Source organism: Promicromonospora sp. Populi (genome assembly GCF_041081105.1).
In the GTDB taxonomy this organism is placed as follows: Bacteria; Actinomycetota; Actinomycetes; order Actinomycetales; family Cellulomonadaceae; genus Promicromonospora.
Map to the genome: position 1 here is coordinate 5175549 of NZ_CP163528.1, position 21406 is coordinate 5196954.

Sequence of the window (21406 nt, forward strand, 5' to 3'; positions counted from 1 at the left end):
TCTAGGCACGCGAACGGGTGCCGGATGAGGGTTATGGTTGCCACCGTGCACGGGAGCCCCGCACGGGGCTGAGAGGGCGCAGGGCGCCGACCGTCGAACCTGATCTGGGTAATGCCAGCGAAGGGAGCTTCAGCCTTGACCAGCCATGCCTGCGACGTGCTCGTAGTCGGCGGGGGAATCATCGGCCTGACGGCGGCCTGGCGCGCGCTCGCGGCCGGCGCCACCGTCACCGTGCTGGACCCCGCGCCCGGCGACGGCGCCACACGCGCCGCGGCGGGCATGCTCGCCCCAGTCATGGAGGCGGGCTTCGGGCAGAGCGGCCTGACCCGGCTCGGGACCGAGTCGCTCGCGCTGTGGCCGCGGTTCGCCCGGTCGCTCGAACAGGCGGCGGGCCTGCCGCCCGGCGCGATCGGCCTCGACCGCACGGGCACGCTTGCCCTCGCCTACGACGGCGACGACCTGGCCGAGCTGCGCCGGATGCTCGCCCTGCACCGGGAGTGGGGCCTGGGCTCGGTGGAGATCTCGCCCGACGACGCTCGCTTACGCGAGCCCGCCGTCGGCCCGCGCGTGGCGGGCGCCGCCTGGGTGCCCGGGGACCATCAGGCCGACCCGCGGGCAGTCCACGCCGCGTTGTCCGCGGTGGTCGACGCCGCACCCGCCGCGCGGCTGGTGCGCCGGGCCGCAACCGCGCTGACCTGGGTGGACGGCGCCGTCGTCGGAGTTTCGGACGACGCGGGGGAGCGGCACGCGGCCGGGACCGTCGTCCTGGCCGCCGGGTTCAGCAGCGGCGAGCTGTTCCCTGGTGCGCCCACCCGGGCGGTGCCCGGCACAACCCTGCGTCTGGACGTCGGCCCAGAGCTGACCTCCGGGCTTGTGGTGCGCGGCACCGTGCAGGGCCGCCCCGTCTACGTGGTGCCGAGGCGGCAACGGGCCGACGGGCGGCGCGAGGTAGTGGTGGGCGCGACCTCCGACGAGCGCGACGACGACCGCCTGACCCGGTACGCCGACGTCTTCACGCTGCTGCGCGACGCCCGCGCCCTGCTGCCCGCCCTCGACGACGCGGTATTCGTCGAGGCCACCACCCGGTCCCGGCCCGGCACCCCCGACAACGCGCCGCTGCTCGGCTGGGCTGCCGACGGCCTGCTGCTGGCCACCGGCCACCACCGCAACGGTGTGCTGCTCGCCCCGCTGACCGCCGCCGTCGTCGACCACCTGCTCGGTGGGGCGCCGGGCGCGGCCGTGCCAGGCGCGGCCCTCGAAGCCGCCGTCCTGCTTGCTGACCCGCACCGATTCGCCCGCACCACCCAGGGAGTCGCCAGATGACAACCGCCGAAACCACGCTCGTCAACGGCGAGCCCCACCCGCTGGACGGCCCGCTCCCCGTCACCGACCTGGTCGCCCGGCTCCTGCCCGGCCTGGTGGTCGACGGCGCCCCGCGGGGTGTCGCCGTCGCCATCAACGACGCGGTGCTGCCCCGCAGCGCCTGGGCAAGCACGACCGTGCGGCCCGGCGACCGCGTCGAGGTAGTCACCGCGGTACAGGGAGGCTGAGCATGACCATCGAACAGCACACCGCCGCCATCGAGGCCCCGCTGACGATCGCCGGCACGCCGCTGCGCTCGCGGCTGATCATGGGCACCGGCGGAGCGGCCAGCCTGCTCGCGCTGGAGGACGCGCTCGTCGCGTCGGGCACGGAGCTGACCACCGTCGCGATGCGGCGTGTGTCGAGGCCACGGCCCTCTGCGGACCCGGACCGGGCCGGCGACCCGTCGGTGTGGGGGCTGCTCGCGCGCCTCGGAATCCGGGCGCTGCCCAATACCGCCGGCTGCTTCGCCGTGCGCGAGGCGGTGCTCACCGCGCAGCTCGCCCGCGAGGCCTGCGAGACGAGCTGGGTCAAGCTCGAGGTCATCGCCGACGACGTCACGCTGCTGCCCGACCCGATCGCCCTGGTCGAGGCCGCGAAGATCCTGGTCGACGACGGTTTCACCGTGCTGCCCTACACGAACGACGACCCGATCACTGCCCGACGGCTGCAGGACGTCGGCTGCGCGGCCGTCATGCCGCTGGGCTCGCCGATCGGCTCCGGGCTCGGCATCAACAACCCGCGCAACATCGAGGCGATCGCCGCCGCGGCGTCGGTGCCGGTGATCCTCGACGCGGGCATCGGCACCGCGTCCGACGCGGCGCTGGCGATGGAGCTCGGCTGCGACGGCGTGCTGCTCGCCACTGCCGTGACGCGCGCCGCGGACCCCGTGCGCATGGCCCGCGCCATGCGGCTCGCGGTCGAGGCGGGGTACGACGCCGCGCACGCCGGGCGGGCACCCAGGCGCGAGCGCGCGCTGGCGTCGTCGCCCCTGGACGGGCGGGCAGGCGTCGGTAACAACCTGGACCTGGCGCTGTGACCGCCGGAGTGATCGCCGGTGTGGCTGCCGGTGTGGCTGCCGGTGTGGCCGCTGGTGTGGCAGCCAGGACGCCGCTGGTCGAGCCGGGGCGGGAGCTCGCGCGGGACGAGCTGGCCCGCTATGCGCGGCACCTCGTGCTGCCCGGCATCGGGCTCGACGGGCAGCGCCGGCTCGCGGCCGCGCGAGTGCTCGTCGTCGGCGCGGGCGGGCTGGGCAGCCCGGCCCTGCTCTACCTCGCCGCCGCGGGCGTCGGCACCCTGGGCATCGTGGACGACGACGTCGTCGAAGCCGCCAACCTGCAGCGTCAGGTCATCCACGGCGTCTCCGACCTGGGCGCGCCGAAGACGGCGTCGGCCCGGGCAACGATCGCCGAGGTCAACCCGCACGTCGAGGTGGTCGAGCACACCGAGCGGCTGACGGCGACCAACGCGCTCGACGTGCTGAGCGGCTACGACCTGGTGCTCGACGGGACGGATGCGTTCGCCACCCGCTACCTGGTGTCGGACGCCGCCGAGGTGCTGGGCATCCCGTGCGTCTGGGGTGGGATCTACCGGTTCACGGGCCAGGTCGCGACGTTCTGGGGAGCGCCGTCCGACGGCGTCGAGGGCGTCACCTACCGCGACGTCTTCCCGGTGCCGCCACCGCCGGGGGCGGCACCGGACTGCGCCACGGGCGGTGTGTTCGGCGCGCTGTGCGGCACCATCGGCTCGGTCATGGCTACCGAGGCGGTCAAGCTGATCACCGGCGTCGGGGACACGCTGCTCGGGCGGCTGGCCGTGTATGACGCGCTCGCGCTGACCTGGCGGCAGCTCCGGGTTCGCCGCGACCCGGAGCGGGAGCCGGTGACGGCGCTGCTCACCGGCGGGGCTGGGGCTGGGGCTGGGGCTGGGGCTGGGGCTGGGGCCGCGGCCGCGGCCGACCCGTACGCGGTCTTCTGCGGCCTGCCGGCCGCCAGCGGCCCGACCACCTCGGTACGCGAGCTGGCCGCGCTGCGCGACGACGGCTCCGACCCGCTCGTGCTGGACGTGCGCGAGCCGTGGGAGGTCGAGGTCGCCGCGTTCCCCGGGGCGCGGCGGACCCCGTCCGGCCAGTTCGCGGGACGGACCCCGGGCGGCGAGCACGCTGGACCGGCTCCCGCCGCCGAGCTTGCCGGACGGGCCCCGGGCGATGCGATGGCCGACGTCGTGGTGTGGGCCGCCAGCCGCCCCGTGCACGTGCTCTGCAAGTCGGGGGCGAGGTCCGCGGTCGTGGCCGCCGCGCTGCGCGACGCAGGCCTCGACGCCCGGTCCGTGGCCGGCGGGATCCTCGCGTGGGCGCGCGAGGTGGACCCCTCGATGCGGGTGTACTGAGCGTCAGCTCGCGACCTGGATGCTGCCTGCCCGCCGGCCGCGGACCCAGGTCGAGATGCCGAGGGCCAGCGCCAGGGCCGCGCCGATCGCCGGGACCAGCAGGGCGCGCTGGTAGTCGGAGAGGTCGGCGGCCCCGGCCTGCCCCTCGACCAGCACGATCGTCGCCACCGAGACCCCGAGCGCGGCGCCGAACTGGAACGCCGTGTACACGACCCCGCCGGCCACCCCGTGCTCGGCCTCGTCCAGGCCCGCGGTGGCTGCGGCCGCGAGCGGCCCGTAGACCAGCGCGAACATGACCGCGACCAGCAGCAGGGACGGCAGCAGGTCGAGGTAGCCCCAGGTCTCGTCGAGGCGCAGGACCAGGGCGAACGACACGGTGCCCGCCAGCAGCCCCGCCACCATGACCGGGGCGTTGCCGAACCGCTTGACCAGCCGGTGCGTGAACAGCGGCGCCAGGATCATGTCCGCACCCATGACCGCGAACACCAGGCCCGTCGCGATCGGGGACCAGCCGCGGTACTCCTGCAGGTAGAGCGTGATCAGGAACTGGAAGGCGAAGAAGGCGCCGATGAACAGCAGCCCCGCCGCGCTCGACCGCACCAGGAGTCCCTCCCGCAGCACCGCCAGGCGCAGCAGCGGATCCGCAACCCGGCGCTCGATCGCCACGAAGAGCGCGATGAGCACCGCCGCGGCCACGAACGAGGCGATCCCCGCGGTGACGTGCCGGCCCTCGCCGATGGCCACCACGCCGTAGATCAGGGCGACCATCGCGGAGGTGAGGGTGATCGCGCCGCCCAGGTCGAACCCGCGGCGGGGGAGCGCGAGGGCGGCGTCTGCGCGGATGATCGCGCGACCTGCTACCCAGAGCACGGCACCGACGAGCACGGGAGCGAAGAACACCCAGCGCCAGCCGGCTTCGGTGAGGAAGCCGCCCGCCACAACGCCGAGCGTGAACCCACCGGCGCCGATCGCGCCGTAGATCGCCAGCGCCCGGTCGCGCAGCGGGCCCTCGGGGAAGCTGGTCGTCAGCAGGCTGAAGCCCGCCGGCGTCATGAACCCCGCAGTGGCACCCGTGACGAACCTGGCGACGATCAGCACCCAGGCGTCGTCGGCGAAACCGCCCAGGCCGGAGAAGGCGACGAACACGGCGAGCGCCACCAGGAAGGTCCGACGGCGGCCGAGCAGGTCGGCCGTGCGCCCGCCGAAGATCATGAACCCGCCGTAGGCGAGCACGTACGCGCTGATCACCCAGTGCGCGTCGGCCGTCGCCAGGCCGATGTCCTGGGCGATGGCCGGCACCGCGACATTGAGCATCGCGATGTCGATGCCCTCCAGGAAGAGCGCTCCGCACACGACGGCCAGCACTCCCCAGCCTGTTTGTGCTCTGCCTGTTCGTGGGCTGTCCGACGTCGGCCGTGCGGCCGCACCTACTTCGGTCACCAGGGATCTCCTCGCTCAGGTCACGCATGGTTACCACTTGTAACCATGACGATCGTTGGGCACGATCGAGGGATGGCACAAGAAGGCACTTTGACGTCACCCGGTTCCTCTGAAGTAACCCATGTGGCGGCCCAAACGCTGCCGGCGGAGTGCCGGGACGACCGGGACCCCTTCCAGTGGGACGTCCGTGAGGACTGCCAGGTCCGCCAGATCCTCGACCGGATCGCCGACAAGTGGTCCCTGCTGGTGATCGCGCTCCTGGACGAGAAGAAGCTGCGGTTCGGGGAGCTGGGCCGGGAGATCGACGGGATCAGCAAGCGCATGCTCACGGTGACCCTGCGCAACCTCGAACGCGACGGCCTGGTCCGCCGCACCGTGTACCCCGAGGTACCGCCGCGCGTGGAGTACGAGCTCACGTCGCTGGGCCGCACGCTCCTAGGGACGACCCAGGCCCTGGTCAGCTGGACCGAGGAGCACCAGGACCAGATCGCCGAGGCCCGCCAGTCGTTCGAGAAGGCAAACGCGACCACCCCCTGACGCCACCTCTCGAAGCTGGCTGGGGAACCTACACAGAGTCCCAGGGGATTTTCGCCAGGCGGTCCGCGATCGCGGCGACCAGCGGGCCGGCGTCCGGCAAGGTGTTGTCGTCGATCGAGGACACGGCTACTACGCCGATCGAGTTGACCAGGAACGCGCCCGCGAACGCGGCGACGTCGTCCAGCTCCACAGGCCCGCGGGTCGACGGCGTCGTGGCCGCGACCAGCTGCATCCCGATCCCGTCCAGGTGCGGGGCATCCGGCCAGACGACGGCGCCGTCGGCCACGAAGAACCCGATGTTCGCTATCGACGACTCGGCGACGGTGCCGTCGGGTGCGGTGAGCAGGGCGTCGTCGTACCCGTCGAGCCGGACCCGGCGGGCCCACTCGGCCTGGGCGAACCCGCCCAGGTGCTTGACGTGGGCGAACGGGCGCAGGTATTCGACGGACCGCAGCCGCTGCGGTGTGCCGGGCGGGTGGTGCGGCTCGTCGACCGAGACGACGACGCGCTCCGCGTCGCGGAGCACCACCCGCACCGAGGCGTCCGGCGTCCCGTCCAGGGCGTGGCGCACCAGGTCGCGGACCCGCTCGCCGGGCAGCGGCCGCCCGAACAGCTCGCGGTGCGCGGCGTCGAGCCGGTCGAGATGGTTGGTCAGGCCCTGGACCCCGCCGTCGCGCACCTGCATGGCCGTGAAATGGCCATAGGTGCTGAACAGGTCGGCTGGCGCCGCGGGGCGGCCGTCGGTCTCGATGCGCACCTTTGGACCCTACTCAATCCAGTCGGCCGAGCGAGGGAGTCCCTGCCGGTACACCTCTCGTCAGGGACTCCCACCCCGCGCCGGTCGGCCGTTCACTGGACCCTGAGACCGACCGATCTTAAAGGAGAACATCATGCGTGGAGTCGTCATGCACGCCCCCGGGGACATCCGTGTCGAGGAGCGGGCGGACCCGACGATCGTCGAGCCCACGGACGCGATCATCCGCGTCACCGCGTCGTGCGTCTGCGGCTCGGACCTGTGGTCCTACCGCGGGATCGACCCCGTGAACGGTCCGACGCTGATGGGCCACGAGTACGTGGGCGTCGTCGAGGAGATCGGCGCGGAGGTGCGGAACGTCAAGGTCGGCGACTTCGTCGTCGGAGGGTGGAACGCGAGCGACAACACCTGCGAGAACTGCCTGGCCGGCTACCAGGGCAACTGTGTGCACAGCGTCATCATGGGGGGCGAGATCGGTACCCAGGCGGAGCGGGCCCGGATCCCGATGGCGGACGGCACGCTCGTCGCGACGCCGACCGAGCCGACGCCCGAACAGGTACGCAACCTCCTGACCGCGTCCGACGTGCTGGCCACCGGCTGGTTCGCCGCGGTGGCGGCCGAGGCCGGACCGGGCAAGACCGTGGCGGTCGTGGGCGACGGCGCCGTGGGCCTGCTCGCCGTCCTGGCAGCCAAGCAGCTCGGGGCGGAACGGATCATCGCGATGTCCCGGCACGCTGACCGGCAGAAGCTGGCCCTGGAGCTCGGCGCCACCGACATCGTCACCGAGCGCGGCGACGAGGGTGTGGCCAAGATCAAGGAGCTCACCGGCGGGTACGGCGCCCACTCGGTGATCGAGGCGGTCGGCAGCCAGGAGTCGATCATGCAGGCCATCCACTCGACGCGTCCCGGAGGACACATCGGTTACGTCGGCATGTCGCACGACGTGGCCCTGCCCTGGTTCGAGGTGATGCTGGCCTCGGTGCACCTGCACGGCGGACCCTCACCAGTGCGGCGGTTCCTGCCGCAGTTCATCGACCTGATCATGAGGGACGAGATCAACCCCGGGGTCGTGTTCGACCTCACCCTGCCCCTCGATCAGGCGGCCGAGGCGTACAAGGCGATGGACGAGCGGCGCGCGACGAAGGTGATACTCCTTCCCTGACCCGCCCAATCGGGCCGGGACACGCCGGTAGGGCGCGGCGGCGACAAGCGGGCCACTTTCCGGGAGGCTGGGACGCGCCAGATGTTCACCACGGACACCTGGGACCGAGATGGAGCGTCATGGCCCGCTTGCCGCAACCCCCGGGCACCCTGCCCCGACAGCCGAGAGCGCGCAAGCAGCGTGCGACTCACGACCCGGCCGTGCGTCCGCAGCGCACCGCCGGCGCTCGCGGCGGGGTCCGGAGGGCACCGGCGGTCGGCCTGCCGGTGCAGCCGTTCAGCTACGCCCTGCTCGCCACGCTGGGGGTCGGCGCCGCCCTCGTCCTGCTGGATGCGCTCGCGGCAGTCGCGACGGTGCTCGTCTACATCGGGGTGGCCCTGTTCCTGGCGCTCTCCCTGGATCCGGGGATCCGGTTCCTGACCGGGCGGGGGCTGGCCCGCTGGACGGCCGCCGTGGTGATGCTCGTCGGGCTTGTGCTGGTGATCGCGCTCTTTGTCATCGCGGTGCTGCCGATCGCCGTCGAGCAGGTCGGGATCTTCGGCGAACAGCTCGGTGTTGTGCTCCGCGACCTGCCCGACCAGCCCTGGTACGTCTGGACGACCGAGAACCTGGGCGCCCTCGACCTGAACGGGCTGCTGTCTTCGCTGACCGGGGTGCTCACCGATCCCAGCCAGCTCTCGGCGATCGCCGGGGGTGTGCTGCAGGTCGGCACCGGGCTGATCAACGGTGTCACGGCAGTCATCATCGTCACGGCGCTGTCGATCTACTTCGCCCTCACGCTGCCCAGCATGGTCTCCGCCATGCTGCGGCTGGTGCCGCGGTCCCGGCGGTCGGTGACCGGATCGCTTCTGACCGAGGTGCTGGACTCCGTGGGCCGGTACGTCGCCGGGCAGCTGCTCCTGGCGACCTTCAACGCTACGTTCACCCTGCTGGTGACGATGATCGTGGGTGGCCCCGCTCCGATCCTGCTGGCCGTCATCTCGTTCATCGCGGCGCTCATCCCCGTGGTCGGGGCGGTGATCGGCTCCACGATCGCGGTGCTCGCCACGCTGACGGTGACCCCGGTCGGTGCGCTCGTCGCCGCGATCGCCCTGCTCGTCTACATGCAGGTTGAGGCGTACATCCTGTCGCCCCGCGTGATGAGCCGCGCCGTGGCGATACCCGGCGCGCTCGTCATCGTCGCGGCCCTGGCCGGAGCGGCGCTCGGCGGGGTGCTCGGTGCGCTGGTCGCCGTCCCGGTCGCGGCGGCGGGCCTGCTCATCATCAACCGTGTGGTGATCCCCCTCCAGGAGACCCGCTGACCTTCGGATAGGTTGACGCCATGGCGACGGTCAGGCAGGTCCAGGTCACCTTCGACTGCGCATCACCCGAGCGGGTCGCTCGGTTCTGGTGCGAGGTGCTGGGGTACGTGGCGCCCTCGCCGCCGGAGGGCTTCGCCACCTGGGACGACTACAACCTCTCGCTGCCGCCCGAGAAGCGGGACACGTGGTTCGGCGCCAGCGATCCCACCGGTGTGGGCCCGCGGCTGTACTTCCAGCGTGTCCCCGAGGGCAAGGTCGTCAAGAACCGGGTGCACCTCGACGTGCGGGTCGCCACCGGGCTCGTGGGCGAGGAGCGGCTCGCCGTGCTCGAGGCCGAGTGCACCCGGCTGGTCGCGCTCGGCGCGGTGCGCGGGCTGCTGCTGCTCGCCGACGGGGAGAACGAGTCGTGCCAGAACATGCAGGACGTCGAGGGCAACGAGTTCTGCCTCGACTGAGGCCGACGGCGCTACGCCGTCGCCGTCTGCCGGCCGACCATCTCCGCGATCCACGCCGGCGCGTACGGCGAGGTGCAGCCCGGCGAGGCGGGGTAGTCGATCAGGACCTCTAGGTCCTCGCCGATACCGACCGCCCGCGCGCGCCGGTCGGGGTGGTTGATCCCGATGAACGCGAGGCAGCTGTTCATCGCCCACTGCTTGTTCTCGGGTGCGCTCTTCATCTCCCGCTCGATCGTGTCGAGCAGCGCGTCGACGTCGACGTCGTCGGGCGCCTTGACGACCTTGTCGCCGTGCAGGGTCCAGCCGGCGCGGCCGACCAGGTCGCCGTCGTCGTCGGCCCAGCGCTCCCGGAACTGCTCGCCGTGCTTGCCAGGCTTGACCACGTTGACGATGAACCAGTCCAGGAGCTTGGGCGAGCGGATCTCGCGGATCATCGTGTCGATCTGCGCCGGCGTGAAGGACCGGGGGCGGCAGACCAGCGTGGCGAGCAGGCGCGCGGCGGTGTCGCCGGTCTCCCACAGCTCGATCGCGAGCTCCTGCTGCTTCTTCAGGCGCTTCGCGACGGCGCGCAGCTGCGTGAGGTTGACGCCGTGGTCGTCGCCGTTGCGCTCGTTCACCACGCGGAACTTCGGGTTCTCGAGCGCGGCCAGCTCCCGCAGGACGTCGTCGAGCTGCGCTGAGTGAGGAGTGGAGTCAGGCATGGTCCTCCCAGGGTAGAGCGTCACTTCGTGCCCGTGCTGTGACTCCAGTTGGGTTGACCCGTGAATAACTTTCCGAGTACAACTTACCCGAGCCACCCGGCCCGCCCCGACAAGGCCCGCCCCGACAAAGCAAGACCAGATCGCAATGACGCGACAGGAGAGACACATGGCAGTCATCACCGGTGCGGCCCCAGTGGCGGCTCAAGGCCGATCGAGCGGATCGCGCCGCCCCCGCCGCTACGGGGACCTGCGCAGTGCCCTGATCTTCCTGATCCCCGCGACGATCGGGTTCGTCACCTTCTATCTGGTGCCGGCGGTGCGCGGGGCGTGGTTCTCGCTCACCGAGTACTCGGTGCTCACCCCGCCCGTGTACGTGGGGCTGGACAACTACGAGCGCATGGTGCAGGACCCGCTGTTCTGGAACGCGATGAAGGTCACCACGTACTACGTGCTGATGAACATCGGTCTCCAGACCGTGCTCGCGATCGCGATCGCCGTACTCATGCAGCGGCTCACCCGCTCGACGATCATTCGCGGCGCGGTGCTGCTGCCGTACTTCGTCGCGAACGTCGTCGTCGCCCTGGCCTGGTTCTTCATGCTCGACTTCCAGATGGGCATCGTGAACGTGCTGCTGGACCGGATCGGCATGGAGCCGCAGGCATTCTTCGGCGACCCGGCCCTCGGCCTGCCGACCATCGCGCTGATCAACGTGTGGCGGCACATGGGGTACACGGCGCTGCTGATCTTCGCCGGGCTGCAGATGATCGACCGCCAGGTGTACGAGGCGGCGGAGATCGACGGCGCCGGTCCGTGGCGGCAGTTCTGGTCGGTCACGCTGCCGCTGCTGCGGCCCGTGCTCGCCCTCGTCCTGGTGGTCACGGTCACGGGGTCGTTCCAGATCTTCGACACGGTGGCAGTGACGACCGACGGTGGGCCGATCGACGCGACCCGGGTCGTCTACCTGTACATCTACACCCTCGCGTTCGGACAGCTCGACTTCGGGTACGCCTCGGCCATCTCCGTCGTGCTCTTCCTCGTCCTGCTCGGTGTGGCGCTCCTGCAGCTGCGCTTGATGCGGGCGAACGACTCCGACACCAACTGACCCATGCCAACAGAAGGAGGGACCATGTCGACGACGACCGCGCCCACCGCCCCGCCCCCTACTCCGCCCTCCACCCCGGCGTCGGCCGAGGTGCACCGGAGACCCGCCCCCAGGTCGCGGTGGCCCCGCTGGGGCACCGTGCTCGGCTGGGTCACGATGATCGTGATCCTGCTCATCACGCTCTTCCCGTTCTACTGGATGCTGCGCACGGCGTTCTCCACGAACTCCGAGCTCGCCGCCCAGGCGGCGAACCTCGCCCCCGCCGGCTTCACGCTCGACGCGTTCCGGCGCGTGTTCGGCCTCACCACGGTGGAGGAGTCCCTGGCCCAGGGCGGGGCCGGCGGGCAGATCAACTTCTGGCTTTACCTGCGCAACTCCGTGATCATGTCCACCGCGATCACCGTGGGGCAGGTGTTCTTCTCGGCGATGGCGGCGTACGCGTTCGCCCGGCTGCGCTGGCCCGGTCGCGACGTCGTGTTCGCCATCTTCCTGTCGGCGCTCATGGTGCCCGGCATCTTCACCGCGATCCCGAACTTCGTGCTCATCAAGGAGCTCGGCCTGCTCAACACGTTCCCCGGGCTGGTGCTACCGACCTTCTTCATGACGCCGTTCGCCATCTTCTTCCTGCGGCAGTTCTTCCTCGGCATCCCGCGGGAGATCGAGGAAGCCGCGATGATCGACGGCGCGAGCCGGGCGCGACTGTTCCTGCGGATCATCCTCCCGATGAGCTCCGCCCCCATCGCCACGCTCGCGGTACTCACCTACATCCAGGCCTGGAACGAGTACTTCTGGCCCCTGCTCGTGGGGCAGGAGGACAACGTGCGGGTGCTCACCGTGGCGCTCGGCATCTTCCGCTCCCAGACGCCGCAGGGCGGCCCGGACTGGGCCGGGCTGATGGCGGCGACCCTGGTCGCGGCCCTGCCCATCGTGCTGCTGTTCGTCGCGCTCGGCCGGCGGATCGTTAACTCCATCGGCTTCACCGGAATCAAGTGAGGACATCGACGATGACGACGACGACAAGCAGAGGCAGCCGCAGGACCAGGCGCACCGTCGCCGGGCTCGCGGCCGCCGTCGCCCTTGGTGTGGCCGGCTGCGCGGGCACACCCGTCGCCGCCACGGACGGCACGGTGAACCTCACGTACTGGATGTGGGACGCCAACCAGCTCCCGGGCTACCAGGCGTGCGCCACCGACTTCGAGGCCGCCAACCCCGGCATCTCGATCAGCGTCGAGCAGTACGGCTGGGCCGACTACTGGACCCAGCTCACCGCCACGATGGTCGCCGAGAGTGCGCCTGACGTGTTCGTGGACCACACCCAGCAGTTCGGCAAGTTCGCAGACCTCGACCAGATCCTCGACATCTCCGACCAGGTCGCCGCCTCCGACCTCGACCTGTCCAGCTATCAGGACGGCCTCGTGGACCTGTGGCGCGGCCAGGAGGGCGGCCTGTACGGCATGCCGAAGGACTGGGACACGGTGGGCCTGTTCTTCAACGCGGACATGGTCGCCGACGCCGGATACGCCCCCGAGGACCTGTGGGAGCTGGAGTGGAATCCCGAGGACGGCGGCACCTTCGAGGAGTTCGTCGCCCACATGACGGTGGACGCCAACGGTGTGCGCGGTGACGAGCCCGGTTTCGACAAGGACGACGTCGCGGTCTACGGGATGGGCTACAACGAGTCCGGCGGCGGGTACGGCCAGGCCCAGTGGGCGCCGTTCGCGCTGAGCAACGGCTGGTCGTACTCCGACCAGAACCCGTGGCCCACCGAGTTCCGGTACGACGACCCGGCCCTGATCGAGACGATCACCTGGTACCGGTCCCTCATCGAGAAGGGCTACATGCCGTCGCTGGCGATCGCGACGTCGGGCGTCGGCGCCCAGGCATCGCTCGGCTCGGGGTTGTACGCCTCCCTGGTCGAGGGCTCGTGGAACGCCCGGTCGATCAGCGAGCTCGGCGGGGCCACCTTCCAGGTGGCACCGACCCCGATCGGGCCGACGGGGGAGCGGGGCACGGTCTTCAACGGGCTGTCGGACGCGATCTACGCCGGCACCCCGCACCCCGAGGAGGCGTGGGCCTGGGTCGAGTACCTGGCCGGCGCCGACTGCCAGCTCCGGGTGGCGGAGGAAGCCCGGGTCTTCCCTGCGAACAAGGAGGCCACCGAACGTGCGGTGGAGGCCTTCCAGGAGCTCGGCGTGGACGCCGATGCCTTCTTCGTGCAGGTGAGAGAAGGCACGACGACGCTGTCCCCGGTCACCGACCGGTGGGCGGAGCTGGGGACGATCATGGTGCCCGCCATGGACTCGGTGCTGTCCTTCCAGACCGAGCCGGACAGCTTCGTGGCCGCCAACGAGCGCGTAAATCAGATGCTCGACCAGTAGCCGCGCCGGGCCGGCGATCAGCGTCAGGCGGATCGCCGGCCGGGCTCCATCATGGGGGCACTACAAGTACCCCGGACGTCAGTGCCTTCCACAGCGACCGGGTCGGGGATTGACTTTCGGATGTGCTTACAGTCAATGCTTACGCCGCCCTGTCCGCTACCGAACCGCTTGCGCCGACCACCATCGAGCGCCGTGACGTGGGTCCGAAGGACGTACTGATCGAGATCCGGTACGCCGGGGTGTGCCACTCCGACATCCACGCCGTGCGCGGCGAATGGGGTCAGCTCACCTACCCGCAAGTGGTCGGGCACGAGATCGCCGGGATCGTCGCCGAGGTCGGGTCCGAGGTCACGCGGTACGCCGTCGGCGACCGGGTCGGCGTCGGCTGCATGGTGAACTCCTGCCGCAAGTGCGAGAACTGCCTGGCCGGCCTGGAGAACTACTGCCTCGCGGGCTTCACGGCTACGTACACCGGCCTCGACCGGGACGGCACGATCACGCAGGGCGGCTACTCCACGCACGTGGTGGTCGTCGAGGACTTCGTGCTGCGGATCCCGGACGCGATCTCGCTGGAGAAGGCAGCGCCGCTGCTGTGCGCGGGGATCACCACCTACTCCCCGCTGGCGCACTGGAACGCGGGGCCCGGCAAGAAGGTCGCCGTCGTCGGACTGGGTGGCCTTGGCCACCTCGCCGTCAAGGTCGCGCACGCCATGGGTGCCGAGGTGACCGTGCTCTCGCGGACGCTCGCCAAGCAGGACGACGGTCTGGCCTTCGGCGCCGCCGACTACCGTGCGACGGCCGACCCGGACACCTTCACGGAGCTGGCGAACACGTTCGACCTGATCATCAACACCGTGTCCGCGAACATCGATGTCGACGCCTACCTCTCGCTGCTGCGCCTGGACGGCACGCTGGTCAGCGTGGGCGCGGCCCCCGAACCGCTGCCGGTATCGGTGGTCTCCCTGGTCGGCAACCGGCGCTCCTTCACCGGGTCGACCATCGGCTCGATCAGCGAGACCCAGGAGATGCTCGACTTCTGCGCCGAGCACTCGATCGTGCCGGAGACCGAGCTGATCGCCGCCAAGGAGATCAACGAGGCCTTCGACCGGGTGCTGAGCTCCGACGTGCGCTACCGGTTCGTGATCGACATCGCGACGCTGGCCTGACCAACGTCGCCCCCGGCGGCCCGGTCGCCATGTCAGGCTATGACATTGTCGTCGGGGGGTGACAAGTACCGGTCGGATCCATAGGCTCGGGGGTATGGATCTTGGGCTGCACTACTTCACCTTTACCCACCCGGAGTGGGAGACCACTCTGGCCGATCGGCTCACCGAGACCGCGCAGATCGCCGACGAGGGCGGCGTCAACCTGCTGACGGTCATGGACCACTGGTTCCAGATGCTCCAGGCGGGCGGCCCGCACGAGCCGATGCTGGAGGGGTACACCTCGCTCGGGTACCTCGCCGGCGTGACCAAGAACGTGCGGCTGAGCCTGCTCGTCACGGGTGTCACCTACCGGCACCCCGGCCTGCTGGCCAAGACGGTCTCCACGCTGGACGTGCTCTCGCGCGGCCGCGCGCTGCTGGGGATCGGGGCGGCCTGGTACGACCGGGAGCACGCCGGCCTCGGCGTGCCGTTCCCGCCGACGGCGGAGCGGTTCGAGCGCCTGGAGGAGACCCTGCAGATCGTCCGGCAGATGTGGTCGGACAACGACGGCGCGTTCGAGGGCAAGCACTACCAGCTCGCGGAGACGATCAACCTGCCGCAGCCGCCGCGCGGCACCGTCCCGGTCCTGGTCGGCGGGGGCGGGGAACGCAAGACGCTGCGTCTGGTCGCCGAGTACGCGCAGGCCTGCAACCTGTTCGGCGCCCCGGGCGACGAGGCGCTGGAGAACGTGCGGCACAAGCTGGAGGTGCTGCGCGAGCACTGCGACCGCCTCGGCACCGACTACGACGCCATCGAGAAGACGATGATCTACCAGGGCGACGCGACCGGTGATGTCGACGCGTTCCTGAAGGACATGGAGCGGTACAAGGCCCTCGGCATCAGCCTCGTCAACCAGATGCCCACGCCCTACCAGAACCCGGTGCCGTGGGCCACGGGGCTCGTCGAGAAGGTCGTGCCGCGCCTGAACGAGGTCTGACGCGGGTGGCTCCGGTAGGGCCTAGCCCTCCGGAGCCGCCTCGTCCGCCACAACGAGGGCGAGCTCGCAGAACATCGAGTCCGCCCACGAGAACCACGGCCGGGAGAAGGCCGTCGGGTCCGAGGCGTCGAACGACTCGTGCATGCGCCCCGTGCCTCCGTCGGCCCGGGCCAGGAGGTCCAGGGTGCGGACCCGGTCCTCGGGCGTGCCGGTGAGCGCTTCGACCACCAGCGCGATCGGCCAGACCCGGCCCGGCTCGGTGTGCGGGCTGCCCACGCCGTTCGCCGTCGTGCCCGTGAAGTAGTACGGGTTGGCGGGGCTGAGCACAAAATCGCGGGTCGCGCGCCAGACCCCCTCGTCGTACACGTCGGGGGCGATCAGCGGGAGCGACAGCAGCGACGGCGTGTTCGCGTCGTCCATCAGCAGCGCGCTGCCGAGGCCGTCAACCTCGTAGGCATAGATGGCGTTCCCGCCGTCGGCGTCGACGACGCCGAACTTCGCGACGCCCGCGACCAGCTCGCCAGAGAGCGCCCGCGCGTCGGCGGCCAGCGCGGCGTCGTCGAACACCGCGGCGGCGATCTCGCCGATCGCGAGCAGCGCCTGCGCCGCGAACAGGTTCGCCGGGATGTTGTAGCCGTAGGTGCAGGCGTCGTCGGAGGGGCGGAAAGCGCTCCACGTCATGCCCGTGCGGCCGATCGCGGTGCCGCGGCCGTCCCGCGCCAGCGTCTCGGTGGGGATGTCGATGTCCCGCTGGAACCGGTACGCGGACGTGTCGTGGTCCTGCTCGACCCGCAGCTGCCGCACGATCGTCCGCAGCACCCGGTGCGCGCGCTCGTCGAACACGTCGGTGCGGCCCGTCGTGCGCCAGAGCGTGTGCGCGAGCGTGACGGGGTAGGCGAGGCTGTCGATCTCGTACTTCTGCTCCCAGACGTGCGGGTCGTCGCACACGTCGTCGGGCGCGTAGTGGGCACCCGTGGGCCCGTCGTTGAAGGCGTTCGCGTACGGGTCGTGGTCGAGGCAGGCGAGCTGACGGCGCACGACCGCGGCGACCAGGTCGGCCAGCGGCGGGCACGAGCCGAGGAACCGCAGGTAGGGCGTGAGCTGGGTGGTGGAGTCCCGCAGCCACATCGCGGGAATGTCGCCGGTGATGACAAACGCCGTGCCGTCCGCGCCCATCGTGATGGTGTCCGTGAGGGTGCGCAGCAGCGCCTCCTCGACCATGTCGCCGACGCGGGCGCCCGCTCTGGCGCGTACCCGGTCGGCGGCTGCGCGGAGCGTCGTCGCGACGGCGGGGTCGAGGCGGGTGGGGGTCACAGTTGCCATGGGGGTCACGGTAGTCCGCGCTGAGAGGATGGCCGGATGAACGACGACGGCCGGACAACCGGCGACCTGCTCCTGCGCGGCGGCCTCATCGTGGACGGGAGCGGCGCGGCCCCGGCGACCGGCGACGTCCTCGTGCGCGCGGGCCGTATCGCCGGTGTGGGCGGGCGCATCGACGCCGACGGCGTGCGGGTGATCGACGCCGATGGGCTGGCCGTCGCGCCCGGGTTCATCGACATGCACGCCCACTCCGACCTAGCGGTCCTGGCCGACGGCGCCCACCTCGCGAAGGTCACGCAGGGCGTCACCACCGAGGTGGTCGGGCAGGACGGCATCTCCTACGCGCCCGTCACCGACAGCACGATGGCGACCGTCCGCGAGCAGATCGCCGGCTGGAACGGGACGCCTGACGGGGTCGACTTCGCGTGGCGGTCCGTCGCGGAATACCTCGCGGAGATCGACCGGCGAGGCAGCGCCACGAACGTCGCCTACCTGCTGCCGCAGGGCGCCATCCGGATGAACGTGGTCGGCACCGGGGACGAGCGCGCCTCCGCGGCCGACCTCGCCGAGATGCGCGCCCAGGTGGACCAGGGCATGCGCGAGGGCGCGTTCGGCCTGTCGTCGGGTCTCACCTACGTGCCCGGTATGTTCGCCAGCACGGACGAGCTGGTCGCGCTCTGCGAGGTGGTCGCGCGGCACGGCGGCTACTACTCGCCGCACCAGCGGTCCTACGGCGCGGGGGCGCTCGCGGCCTACGCCGAGATGGTCGAGGTCGCCGAGCGCGCGCGGTGCGCGCTGCACCTCACGCACGCGACGATGAACTTTCCCGAGAACCGGGGGCGCGCGGGGGAGCTGCTCGCCCTGGTCGACCGGGCGATCGACGCGGGCGTGGACGTCACGCTCGACACGTACCCCTACCTGCCCGGTTCGACGACGCTCTCCGCTCTCCTGCCGAGCCGCGCGGCCGTCGGCGGACCCGAGGCGACGCTCGCGCGCCTGCGTGACGCCGACCAGCGGGCCTGGATCGCGCACGAGGTGGAGGTGATCGGCAGCGACGGCTGCCACGGCGTTCCCGTCGACTGGGACACCATCGAGATCGCGGGGGTGCGCGACGCCGCGCTCGGCGATCGGGTCGGCCGCACCGTCGCCCGGATCGCGCTCGACGAGGCGCGCCCGCCGGCCGAGGTGTTCTTCGACCTGCTGCTCGCCGACCGGCTCGGCACGAGCATCCTGCAGCACGTCGGCGACGAGGGGAACGTCCGCGAGATCATGCGGCACCGCCGGCATACCGGGGGGAGCGACGGCATCCTGATCGGCGCCAAGCCGCACCCCCGCGGTTCGGGCACGTTCCCGCGCTACCTCGGCCGCTACGTGCGCGAGGAGGGGGTGCTGTCGCTCGCCGACATGATCGTGCACCTCGCGGCCCGCCCCGCCGCGCGCCTCGGCCTGCACGACCGGGGCCGGGTCGCCGAGGGGCTCGTGGCCGACCTGGTCGTCTTCGACCCGGCCACCGTGATCGACCGCGCGACGCCGGACGACCCGCGCCGCACGGCTGACGGCATCCCCTGGGTCCTCGTGGGTGGGACGCCCGTGATCGAGGACGGCGCCCGCACCGACGTCCGCCCGGGCCGGGCCCTGCGCCACGGCGCGCGGGCCGCCGTCGTCCCGACGACCGCCTGACCTACAAAGTCCCGGCCCCTTGAGCGAGTGCGCGAGTCCCGGCCCATGATGGGGGTGAGGGGACCGGATACCGAGAGCACAAGAAGGGCGAGACGATGTCGAAGAAGCACACCCAGCAGGCCGAGCACACTGCGCGCGCCGGCGGGGGGCTCAAGAAGGCGATCACGCTGGTTGCGATCGCGCTGACGGTCGCAGCCGTCGTCAAGGAGCTGCGGAAGCCCGAGCCGGAGCGTGAGTGGCACGGCAAGATCGCGTCGGTGGTCCCGTACGAGCTCCGGGTCCCGACCATGGAGCGCGCCCGCGAGCGGCTGTGGAACCCCGACGCCCCGAGCCTCGTGGGACCGCGCGTGTTCGGCGTGGGCTGGTCGCTGAACGCGGGCAAGGCCGTGGCGATGGCACGCGAGAAGCTCGGCGTCTGACCTGACCGGGACCCCGCCGCTCAGCGCGTCGGCGCGGCGGGGTCCGCGTTCGCCTAGTCCGCGTTCGCCTAGTCTGCGTTCGCCTACTCTGCGTTCGCCTGGTCGGCGGCGGCGTTCGCTCTGACCGGCGCGCCGACCAGGAACGGCCGGAGCAGGCCGGGGACGGCGGCGTCGGCGAGCGCGAGCCCGTCGGCCTCCGCGGCGTCGTACACGGCGTAGGCGCCGGTGCCCGCCGCGGTCGTGGCGAGGACCGTGATGAGCCCCGCCCGCCGCTGGAAGATCGACTGCCGCACGGTCCAGCCCACGATGCCGCGCCGCTGGAGCGCCACCGTCGCGCGGCGCACCGTGCCGCTGCGCGCGACCAGGTAGTCGCCGGCGAGCGTGTGGCCGAGCGCCCGGTAGGCGTCGTAAGCCAGCAGCACCGCCACCGGGATGAGCAGCAGTGTGGTGATCCAGGCCAGGTGGAGCAGCACGGGCGTGAGCACCGCGCCGAGCGCCACCAGGACTACTTCGGCAGCGACCACCACAGCGATCGCCCAGCGCAGCCGGCGCCCGAGCGCCGCCGTGGGATGCGGGGTGAGCGGGGCCGACGTCGGGGGAGCGGCGGGCTCGCGCAGCACGGCCGCCGCCACCTGGTTCGCGAGCTCCCGGGGCACTACGGGCAGGAGGGTCTTGCTCTCCGTCTTGTCCTCGTCGCTGGTGGAGAGCCCGGTCGCGACGGCGTCCACGCGCGCCCCGCCCGCCAGGCGGGCGGCGAGCGGCTCAACCAGCTCCACACCCCGCAGGCGGGACTCCTCCAGCGAGATCGACCGGGTGGTGAGCAGGCCGCGCCGCACATGGAGCGTGCCGTCGGCCTGGCGGTCCAGCGTGTGGTTCCACCAGGTCTCGACCCAGATCGCCAGGGCGGCCACGCCGCCCACGATGAGCAGGCCCACGGCCAGCGCCAGGGTGACGACCAGGAAGTGCGCGAGGCCGAACCAGGAGCCGACGATGCCGATCGCGCGCTCCTGCATGCCGAACCACTCCGCCACCTGGAGCGTGCCGCCCGCGGCGGCGGCGCCCAGCGTCGGGGTGAGGAAGGACAGCGGCGCGTACCGGATCCAGCCGCGGTCGAACCGGACCAGCGTCCCGTCGGCGGGCGCGTCCGGGCCGGCGGGACGCGCGGCGTGCGCCAGCAGGGTGGCGCGCAGCGCCTCGGCGGATGCGCGGCGCAGCGGCCAGAGGGTCACGGTGCCCTCCGCCCCGGCGTGCTCGCCCGTGCCCACCCGCACCGTGACCACACCGAGCACCCGCAGCACCGGGTCCGCGGTGAGGTCCACCGAGCGGATGCGCTCGCGGCGCAGGGCCAGGCGCTTGCGCCAGATGACGCCGGTGTGCACGTGGAACCGTTCGGCGTCGACGCGGAAGCGGGTGACGCGCCACATCCACTCGCCCGACGCCGCCCCGGCGGCCACGATGAGCACGAACGGCGGCAGCACCCAGGCGAGCGCCGCGCCGATCGAGCTACCCACGGCCAGCCAGTACCCCGTGATGAGCGCCGCTCCCGCGGTGGGGCCCGCGGTGTAGATGGCGCCGACCAGGGCGGCCCGCCGGTCCAGCCGGTCCCACGCGGCGTCGTCGTCCGGAACGACGTCCTCGGAGACGAGGCCCTCTGGATCGGTCTCGGTTCCGGTCACGTCGCGTCCTCGGGGGTGGCCTGGGTGGCGAGCGTGAGGTCAGCGGCCAGGGCGGCGGCCGTCTCGGCGTCGAGCCCCTCGACCTTGACCGCGCCCTTGGCCGACGCCGTCGTCACCGTGAGCGTCGCCAGCCCGAAGCGCTGCTCCAGCGGCCCCCGGACCGTGTCGACGGTCTGGATGCGCGACAGCGGCGCGACCCGCCACTCCTGGAAGAACCACCCGGTGCGGGTGTAGACGGCGTCCTCGGTGACCTCCCAGCGGTGGTGGCGGAACCACAGCCGGGGCAGCGCGATCACCCAGGCCGCCCCGAGGACCAGCAGCACCCCGGCGGGCACGAGGAACCACCACCGTGCCGGCGGGATCAGCACGCCCAGCACCGCCAGGACCGCCACGGGGACGCCGGCCCACAGGACGAGCTGCACGGACCACCACCCCACGGCGCGGGGGTCCACGGCGTTCCGTGGGGGACGCAGGCTCAGGGCCTGGTTGTGGCTGTCGTCGGTCTTCGGCGTCGTCACCGCCCCATGCTCCCAGGGGCCACGGCCGGGAGCAACGGATTGAACTCCCCGCCGCCCGCGTGCGGCAGGTG

At 71.8% G+C, this 21406-nt stretch carries 21 protein-coding genes and 1 riboswitch; of the genes, 15 read left to right on the forward strand and 6 right to left on the reverse strand.

The window, feature by feature from the left end; all coding sequences use genetic code 11:
* Positions 1-39 precede the first annotated feature (39 nt).
* Positions 40-143, forward strand: a riboswitch (TPP riboswitch).
* The 4 genes from thiO (at position 136) to AB1046_RS23510 (ending at position 3750) form a co-directional block, all read left to right on the forward strand.
* Entirely contained in the window at positions 136-1323 is a 1188-nt protein-coding gene (gene thiO, locus AB1046_RS23495) for a glycine oxidase ThiO (RefSeq protein WP_369371689.1), read from the forward strand. (Overlaps the previous riboswitch by 8 nt.)
* Positions 1320-1550: a sulfur carrier protein ThiS gene (gene thiS / locus AB1046_RS23500; RefSeq protein ID WP_369371690.1), complete on the forward strand. Its 231-nt coding sequence runs from the start codon at positions 1320-1322 to the stop codon at positions 1548-1550. The genes thiO and thiS overlap by 4 nt, the downstream gene beginning before the upstream one ends.
* 2 nt (positions 1551-1552) lie before the next feature.
* Positions 1553-2401, forward strand: coding sequence for a thiazole synthase (locus tag AB1046_RS23505; protein WP_369371691.1), 849 nt, complete (start codon positions 1553-1555; stop codon positions 2399-2401).
* A gap of 56 nt (positions 2402-2457) precedes the next feature.
* Positions 2458-3750: a ThiF family adenylyltransferase gene (locus AB1046_RS23510; protein WP_369375835.1), complete on the forward strand. Its 1293-nt coding sequence runs from the start codon at positions 2458-2460 to the stop codon at positions 3748-3750.
* Between the two features lie 3 nt (positions 3751-3753).
* Here AB1046_RS23510 and AB1046_RS23515 read toward each other — a convergent pair whose 3' ends face one another.
* Entirely contained in the window at positions 3754-5190 is a 1437-nt protein-coding gene (locus tag AB1046_RS23515) for an MFS transporter (RefSeq protein WP_369371692.1), read from the reverse strand.
* A gap of 123 nt (positions 5191-5313) precedes the next feature.
* Between AB1046_RS23515 and AB1046_RS23520 the strand changes: the two genes are divergently transcribed.
* Entirely contained in the window at positions 5314-5727 is a 414-nt protein-coding gene (locus AB1046_RS23520; protein WP_369371693.1) for a winged helix-turn-helix transcriptional regulator, read from the forward strand.
* Positions 5728-5755: 28 nt separating this feature from the next.
* On the opposite strand, the gene AB1046_RS23525 is transcribed toward AB1046_RS23520, so the two are convergent.
* On the reverse strand, positions 5756-6484 hold the full coding sequence (locus tag AB1046_RS23525; RefSeq protein ID WP_369371694.1) for an aminotransferase class IV: 729 nt from the start codon (positions 6482-6484) through the stop codon (positions 5756-5758).
* Positions 6485-6617: 133 nt separating this feature from the next.
* Between AB1046_RS23525 and AB1046_RS23530 the strand changes: the two genes are divergently transcribed.
* The 3 genes from AB1046_RS23530 to AB1046_RS23540 all read left to right on the forward strand — a co-directional run bounded on the left by AB1046_RS23530 (position 6618) and on the right by AB1046_RS23540 (position 9399).
* Positions 6618-7643 (forward strand): zinc-dependent alcohol dehydrogenase family protein, encoded by a 1026-nt coding sequence (locus AB1046_RS23530; protein ID WP_369371695.1) that lies wholly within the window; start codon positions 6618-6620, stop codon positions 7641-7643.
* A 200-nt stretch (positions 7644-7843) separates the two neighbouring features.
* Positions 7844-8944, forward strand: coding sequence for an AI-2E family transporter (locus AB1046_RS23535; protein ID WP_369371696.1), 1101 nt, complete (start codon positions 7844-7846; stop codon positions 8942-8944).
* A gap of 20 nt (positions 8945-8964) precedes the next feature.
* Positions 8965-9399, forward strand: a complete 435-nt coding sequence (locus AB1046_RS23540) for a VOC family protein (protein ID WP_369371697.1) — start codon at positions 8965-8967, stop codon at positions 9397-9399.
* Between the two features lie 11 nt (positions 9400-9410).
* Here the strand turns inward: AB1046_RS23540 and AB1046_RS23545 are convergent, their stop codons facing one another.
* A complete protein-coding gene (locus AB1046_RS23545; RefSeq protein WP_369371698.1) occupies positions 9411-10100 on the reverse strand; it encodes a DNA alkylation repair protein in 690 nt (229 codons plus the stop codon).
* 166 nt (positions 10101-10266) lie between these two features.
* On the opposite strand from AB1046_RS23545, the gene AB1046_RS23550 reads away from it, so the two are divergent.
* From AB1046_RS23550 to AB1046_RS23570, 5 genes are all read left to right on the forward strand, one after another.
* Positions 10267-11202, forward strand: a complete 936-nt coding sequence (locus AB1046_RS23550; protein ID WP_369371699.1) for a carbohydrate ABC transporter permease — start codon at positions 10267-10269, stop codon at positions 11200-11202.
* Between the two features lie 24 nt (positions 11203-11226).
* A complete protein-coding gene (locus tag AB1046_RS23555) occupies positions 11227-12195 on the forward strand; it encodes a carbohydrate ABC transporter permease (RefSeq protein ID WP_369371700.1) in 969 nt (322 codons plus the stop codon).
* An 11-nt stretch (positions 12196-12206) separates the two neighbouring features.
* Positions 12207-13580: a sugar ABC transporter substrate-binding protein gene (locus AB1046_RS23560; RefSeq protein WP_369371701.1), complete on the forward strand. Its 1374-nt coding sequence runs from the start codon at positions 12207-12209 to the stop codon at positions 13578-13580.
* 122 nt (positions 13581-13702) lie between these two features.
* On the forward strand, positions 13703-14746 hold the full coding sequence (locus tag AB1046_RS23565) for an NAD(P)-dependent alcohol dehydrogenase (RefSeq protein ID WP_369371702.1): 1044 nt from the start codon (positions 13703-13705) through the stop codon (positions 14744-14746).
* A gap of 94 nt (positions 14747-14840) precedes the next feature.
* Positions 14841-15722 (forward strand): LLM class F420-dependent oxidoreductase, encoded by an 882-nt coding sequence (locus AB1046_RS23570; protein WP_369371703.1) that lies wholly within the window; start codon positions 14841-14843, stop codon positions 15720-15722.
* A 21-nt stretch (positions 15723-15743) separates the two neighbouring features.
* On the opposite strand, the gene AB1046_RS23575 is transcribed toward AB1046_RS23570, so the two are convergent.
* The gene (locus AB1046_RS23575; protein WP_369371704.1) at positions 15744-17045 is read right to left on the reverse strand and encodes a glycoside hydrolase family 125 protein; all 1302 of its coding nucleotides are present in this window, start codon (positions 17043-17045) and stop codon (positions 15744-15746) included.
* A gap of 36 nt (positions 17046-17081) precedes the next feature.
* On the opposite strand from AB1046_RS23575, the gene AB1046_RS23580 reads away from it, so the two are divergent.
* Both AB1046_RS23580 and AB1046_RS23585 read left to right on the forward strand, forming a co-directional pair.
* Positions 17082-18722, forward strand: a complete 1641-nt coding sequence (locus AB1046_RS23580) for an amidohydrolase family protein (RefSeq protein ID WP_369371705.1) — start codon at positions 17082-17084, stop codon at positions 18720-18722.
* 95 nt (positions 18723-18817) lie between these two features.
* Positions 18818-19141, forward strand: a complete 324-nt coding sequence (locus tag AB1046_RS23585) for a DUF5808 domain-containing protein (RefSeq protein WP_369371706.1) — start codon at positions 18818-18820, stop codon at positions 19139-19141.
* Between the two features lie 83 nt (positions 19142-19224).
* On the opposite strand, the gene AB1046_RS23590 is transcribed toward AB1046_RS23585, so the two are convergent.
* On the reverse strand, positions 19225-20817 hold the full coding sequence (locus AB1046_RS23590) for a PH domain-containing protein (protein WP_369371707.1): 1593 nt from the start codon (positions 20815-20817) through the stop codon (positions 19225-19227).
* Positions 20814-21335, reverse strand: a complete 522-nt coding sequence (locus AB1046_RS23595; protein ID WP_369371708.1) for a PH domain-containing protein — start codon at positions 21333-21335, stop codon at positions 20814-20816. The genes AB1046_RS23590 and AB1046_RS23595 overlap by 4 nt, the downstream gene beginning before the upstream one ends.
* Positions 21336-21406: the final 71 nt, after the last annotated feature.

Bases quoted from the DNA above. Each gene is read 5' to 3' on its own strand.
- AB1046_RS23585 (WP_369371706.1), top strand. From the start codon at position 18,818: ATGTCGAAGAAGCACACCCAGCAGGCCGAGCACACTGCGCGCGCCGGC.
- AB1046_RS23560 (WP_369371701.1), top strand. From the start codon at position 12,207: ATGACGACGACGACAAGCAGAGGCAGCCGCAGGACCAGGCGCACCGTC.
- AB1046_RS23580 (WP_369371705.1), top strand. From the start codon at position 17,082: ATGAACGACGACGGCCGGACAACCGGCGACCTGCTCCTGCGCGGCGGC.
- AB1046_RS23545 (WP_369371698.1), bottom strand. From the start codon at position 10,100: ATGCCTGACTCCACTCCTCACTCAGCGCAGCTCGACGACGTCCTGCGG.
- AB1046_RS23575 (WP_369371704.1), bottom strand. From the start codon at position 17,045: ATGGCAACTGTGACCCCCACCCGCCTCGACCCCGCCGTCGCGACGACG.
- thiS (WP_369371690.1), top strand. From the start codon at position 1,320: ATGACAACCGCCGAAACCACGCTCGTCAACGGCGAGCCCCACCCGCTG.
- AB1046_RS23570 (WP_369371703.1), top strand. From the start codon at position 14,841: ATGGATCTTGGGCTGCACTACTTCACCTTTACCCACCCGGAGTGGGAG.
- AB1046_RS23530 (WP_369371695.1), top strand. From the start codon at position 6,618: ATGCGTGGAGTCGTCATGCACGCCCCCGGGGACATCCGTGTCGAGGAG.
- AB1046_RS23540 (WP_369371697.1), top strand. From the start codon at position 8,965: ATGGCGACGGTCAGGCAGGTCCAGGTCACCTTCGACTGCGCATCACCC.
- AB1046_RS23550 (WP_369371699.1), top strand. From the start codon at position 10,267: ATGGCAGTCATCACCGGTGCGGCCCCAGTGGCGGCTCAAGGCCGATCG.
- AB1046_RS23505 (WP_369371691.1), top strand. From the start codon at position 1,553: ATGACCATCGAACAGCACACCGCCGCCATCGAGGCCCCGCTGACGATC.
- AB1046_RS23555 (WP_369371700.1), top strand. From the start codon at position 11,227: ATGTCGACGACGACCGCGCCCACCGCCCCGCCCCCTACTCCGCCCTCC.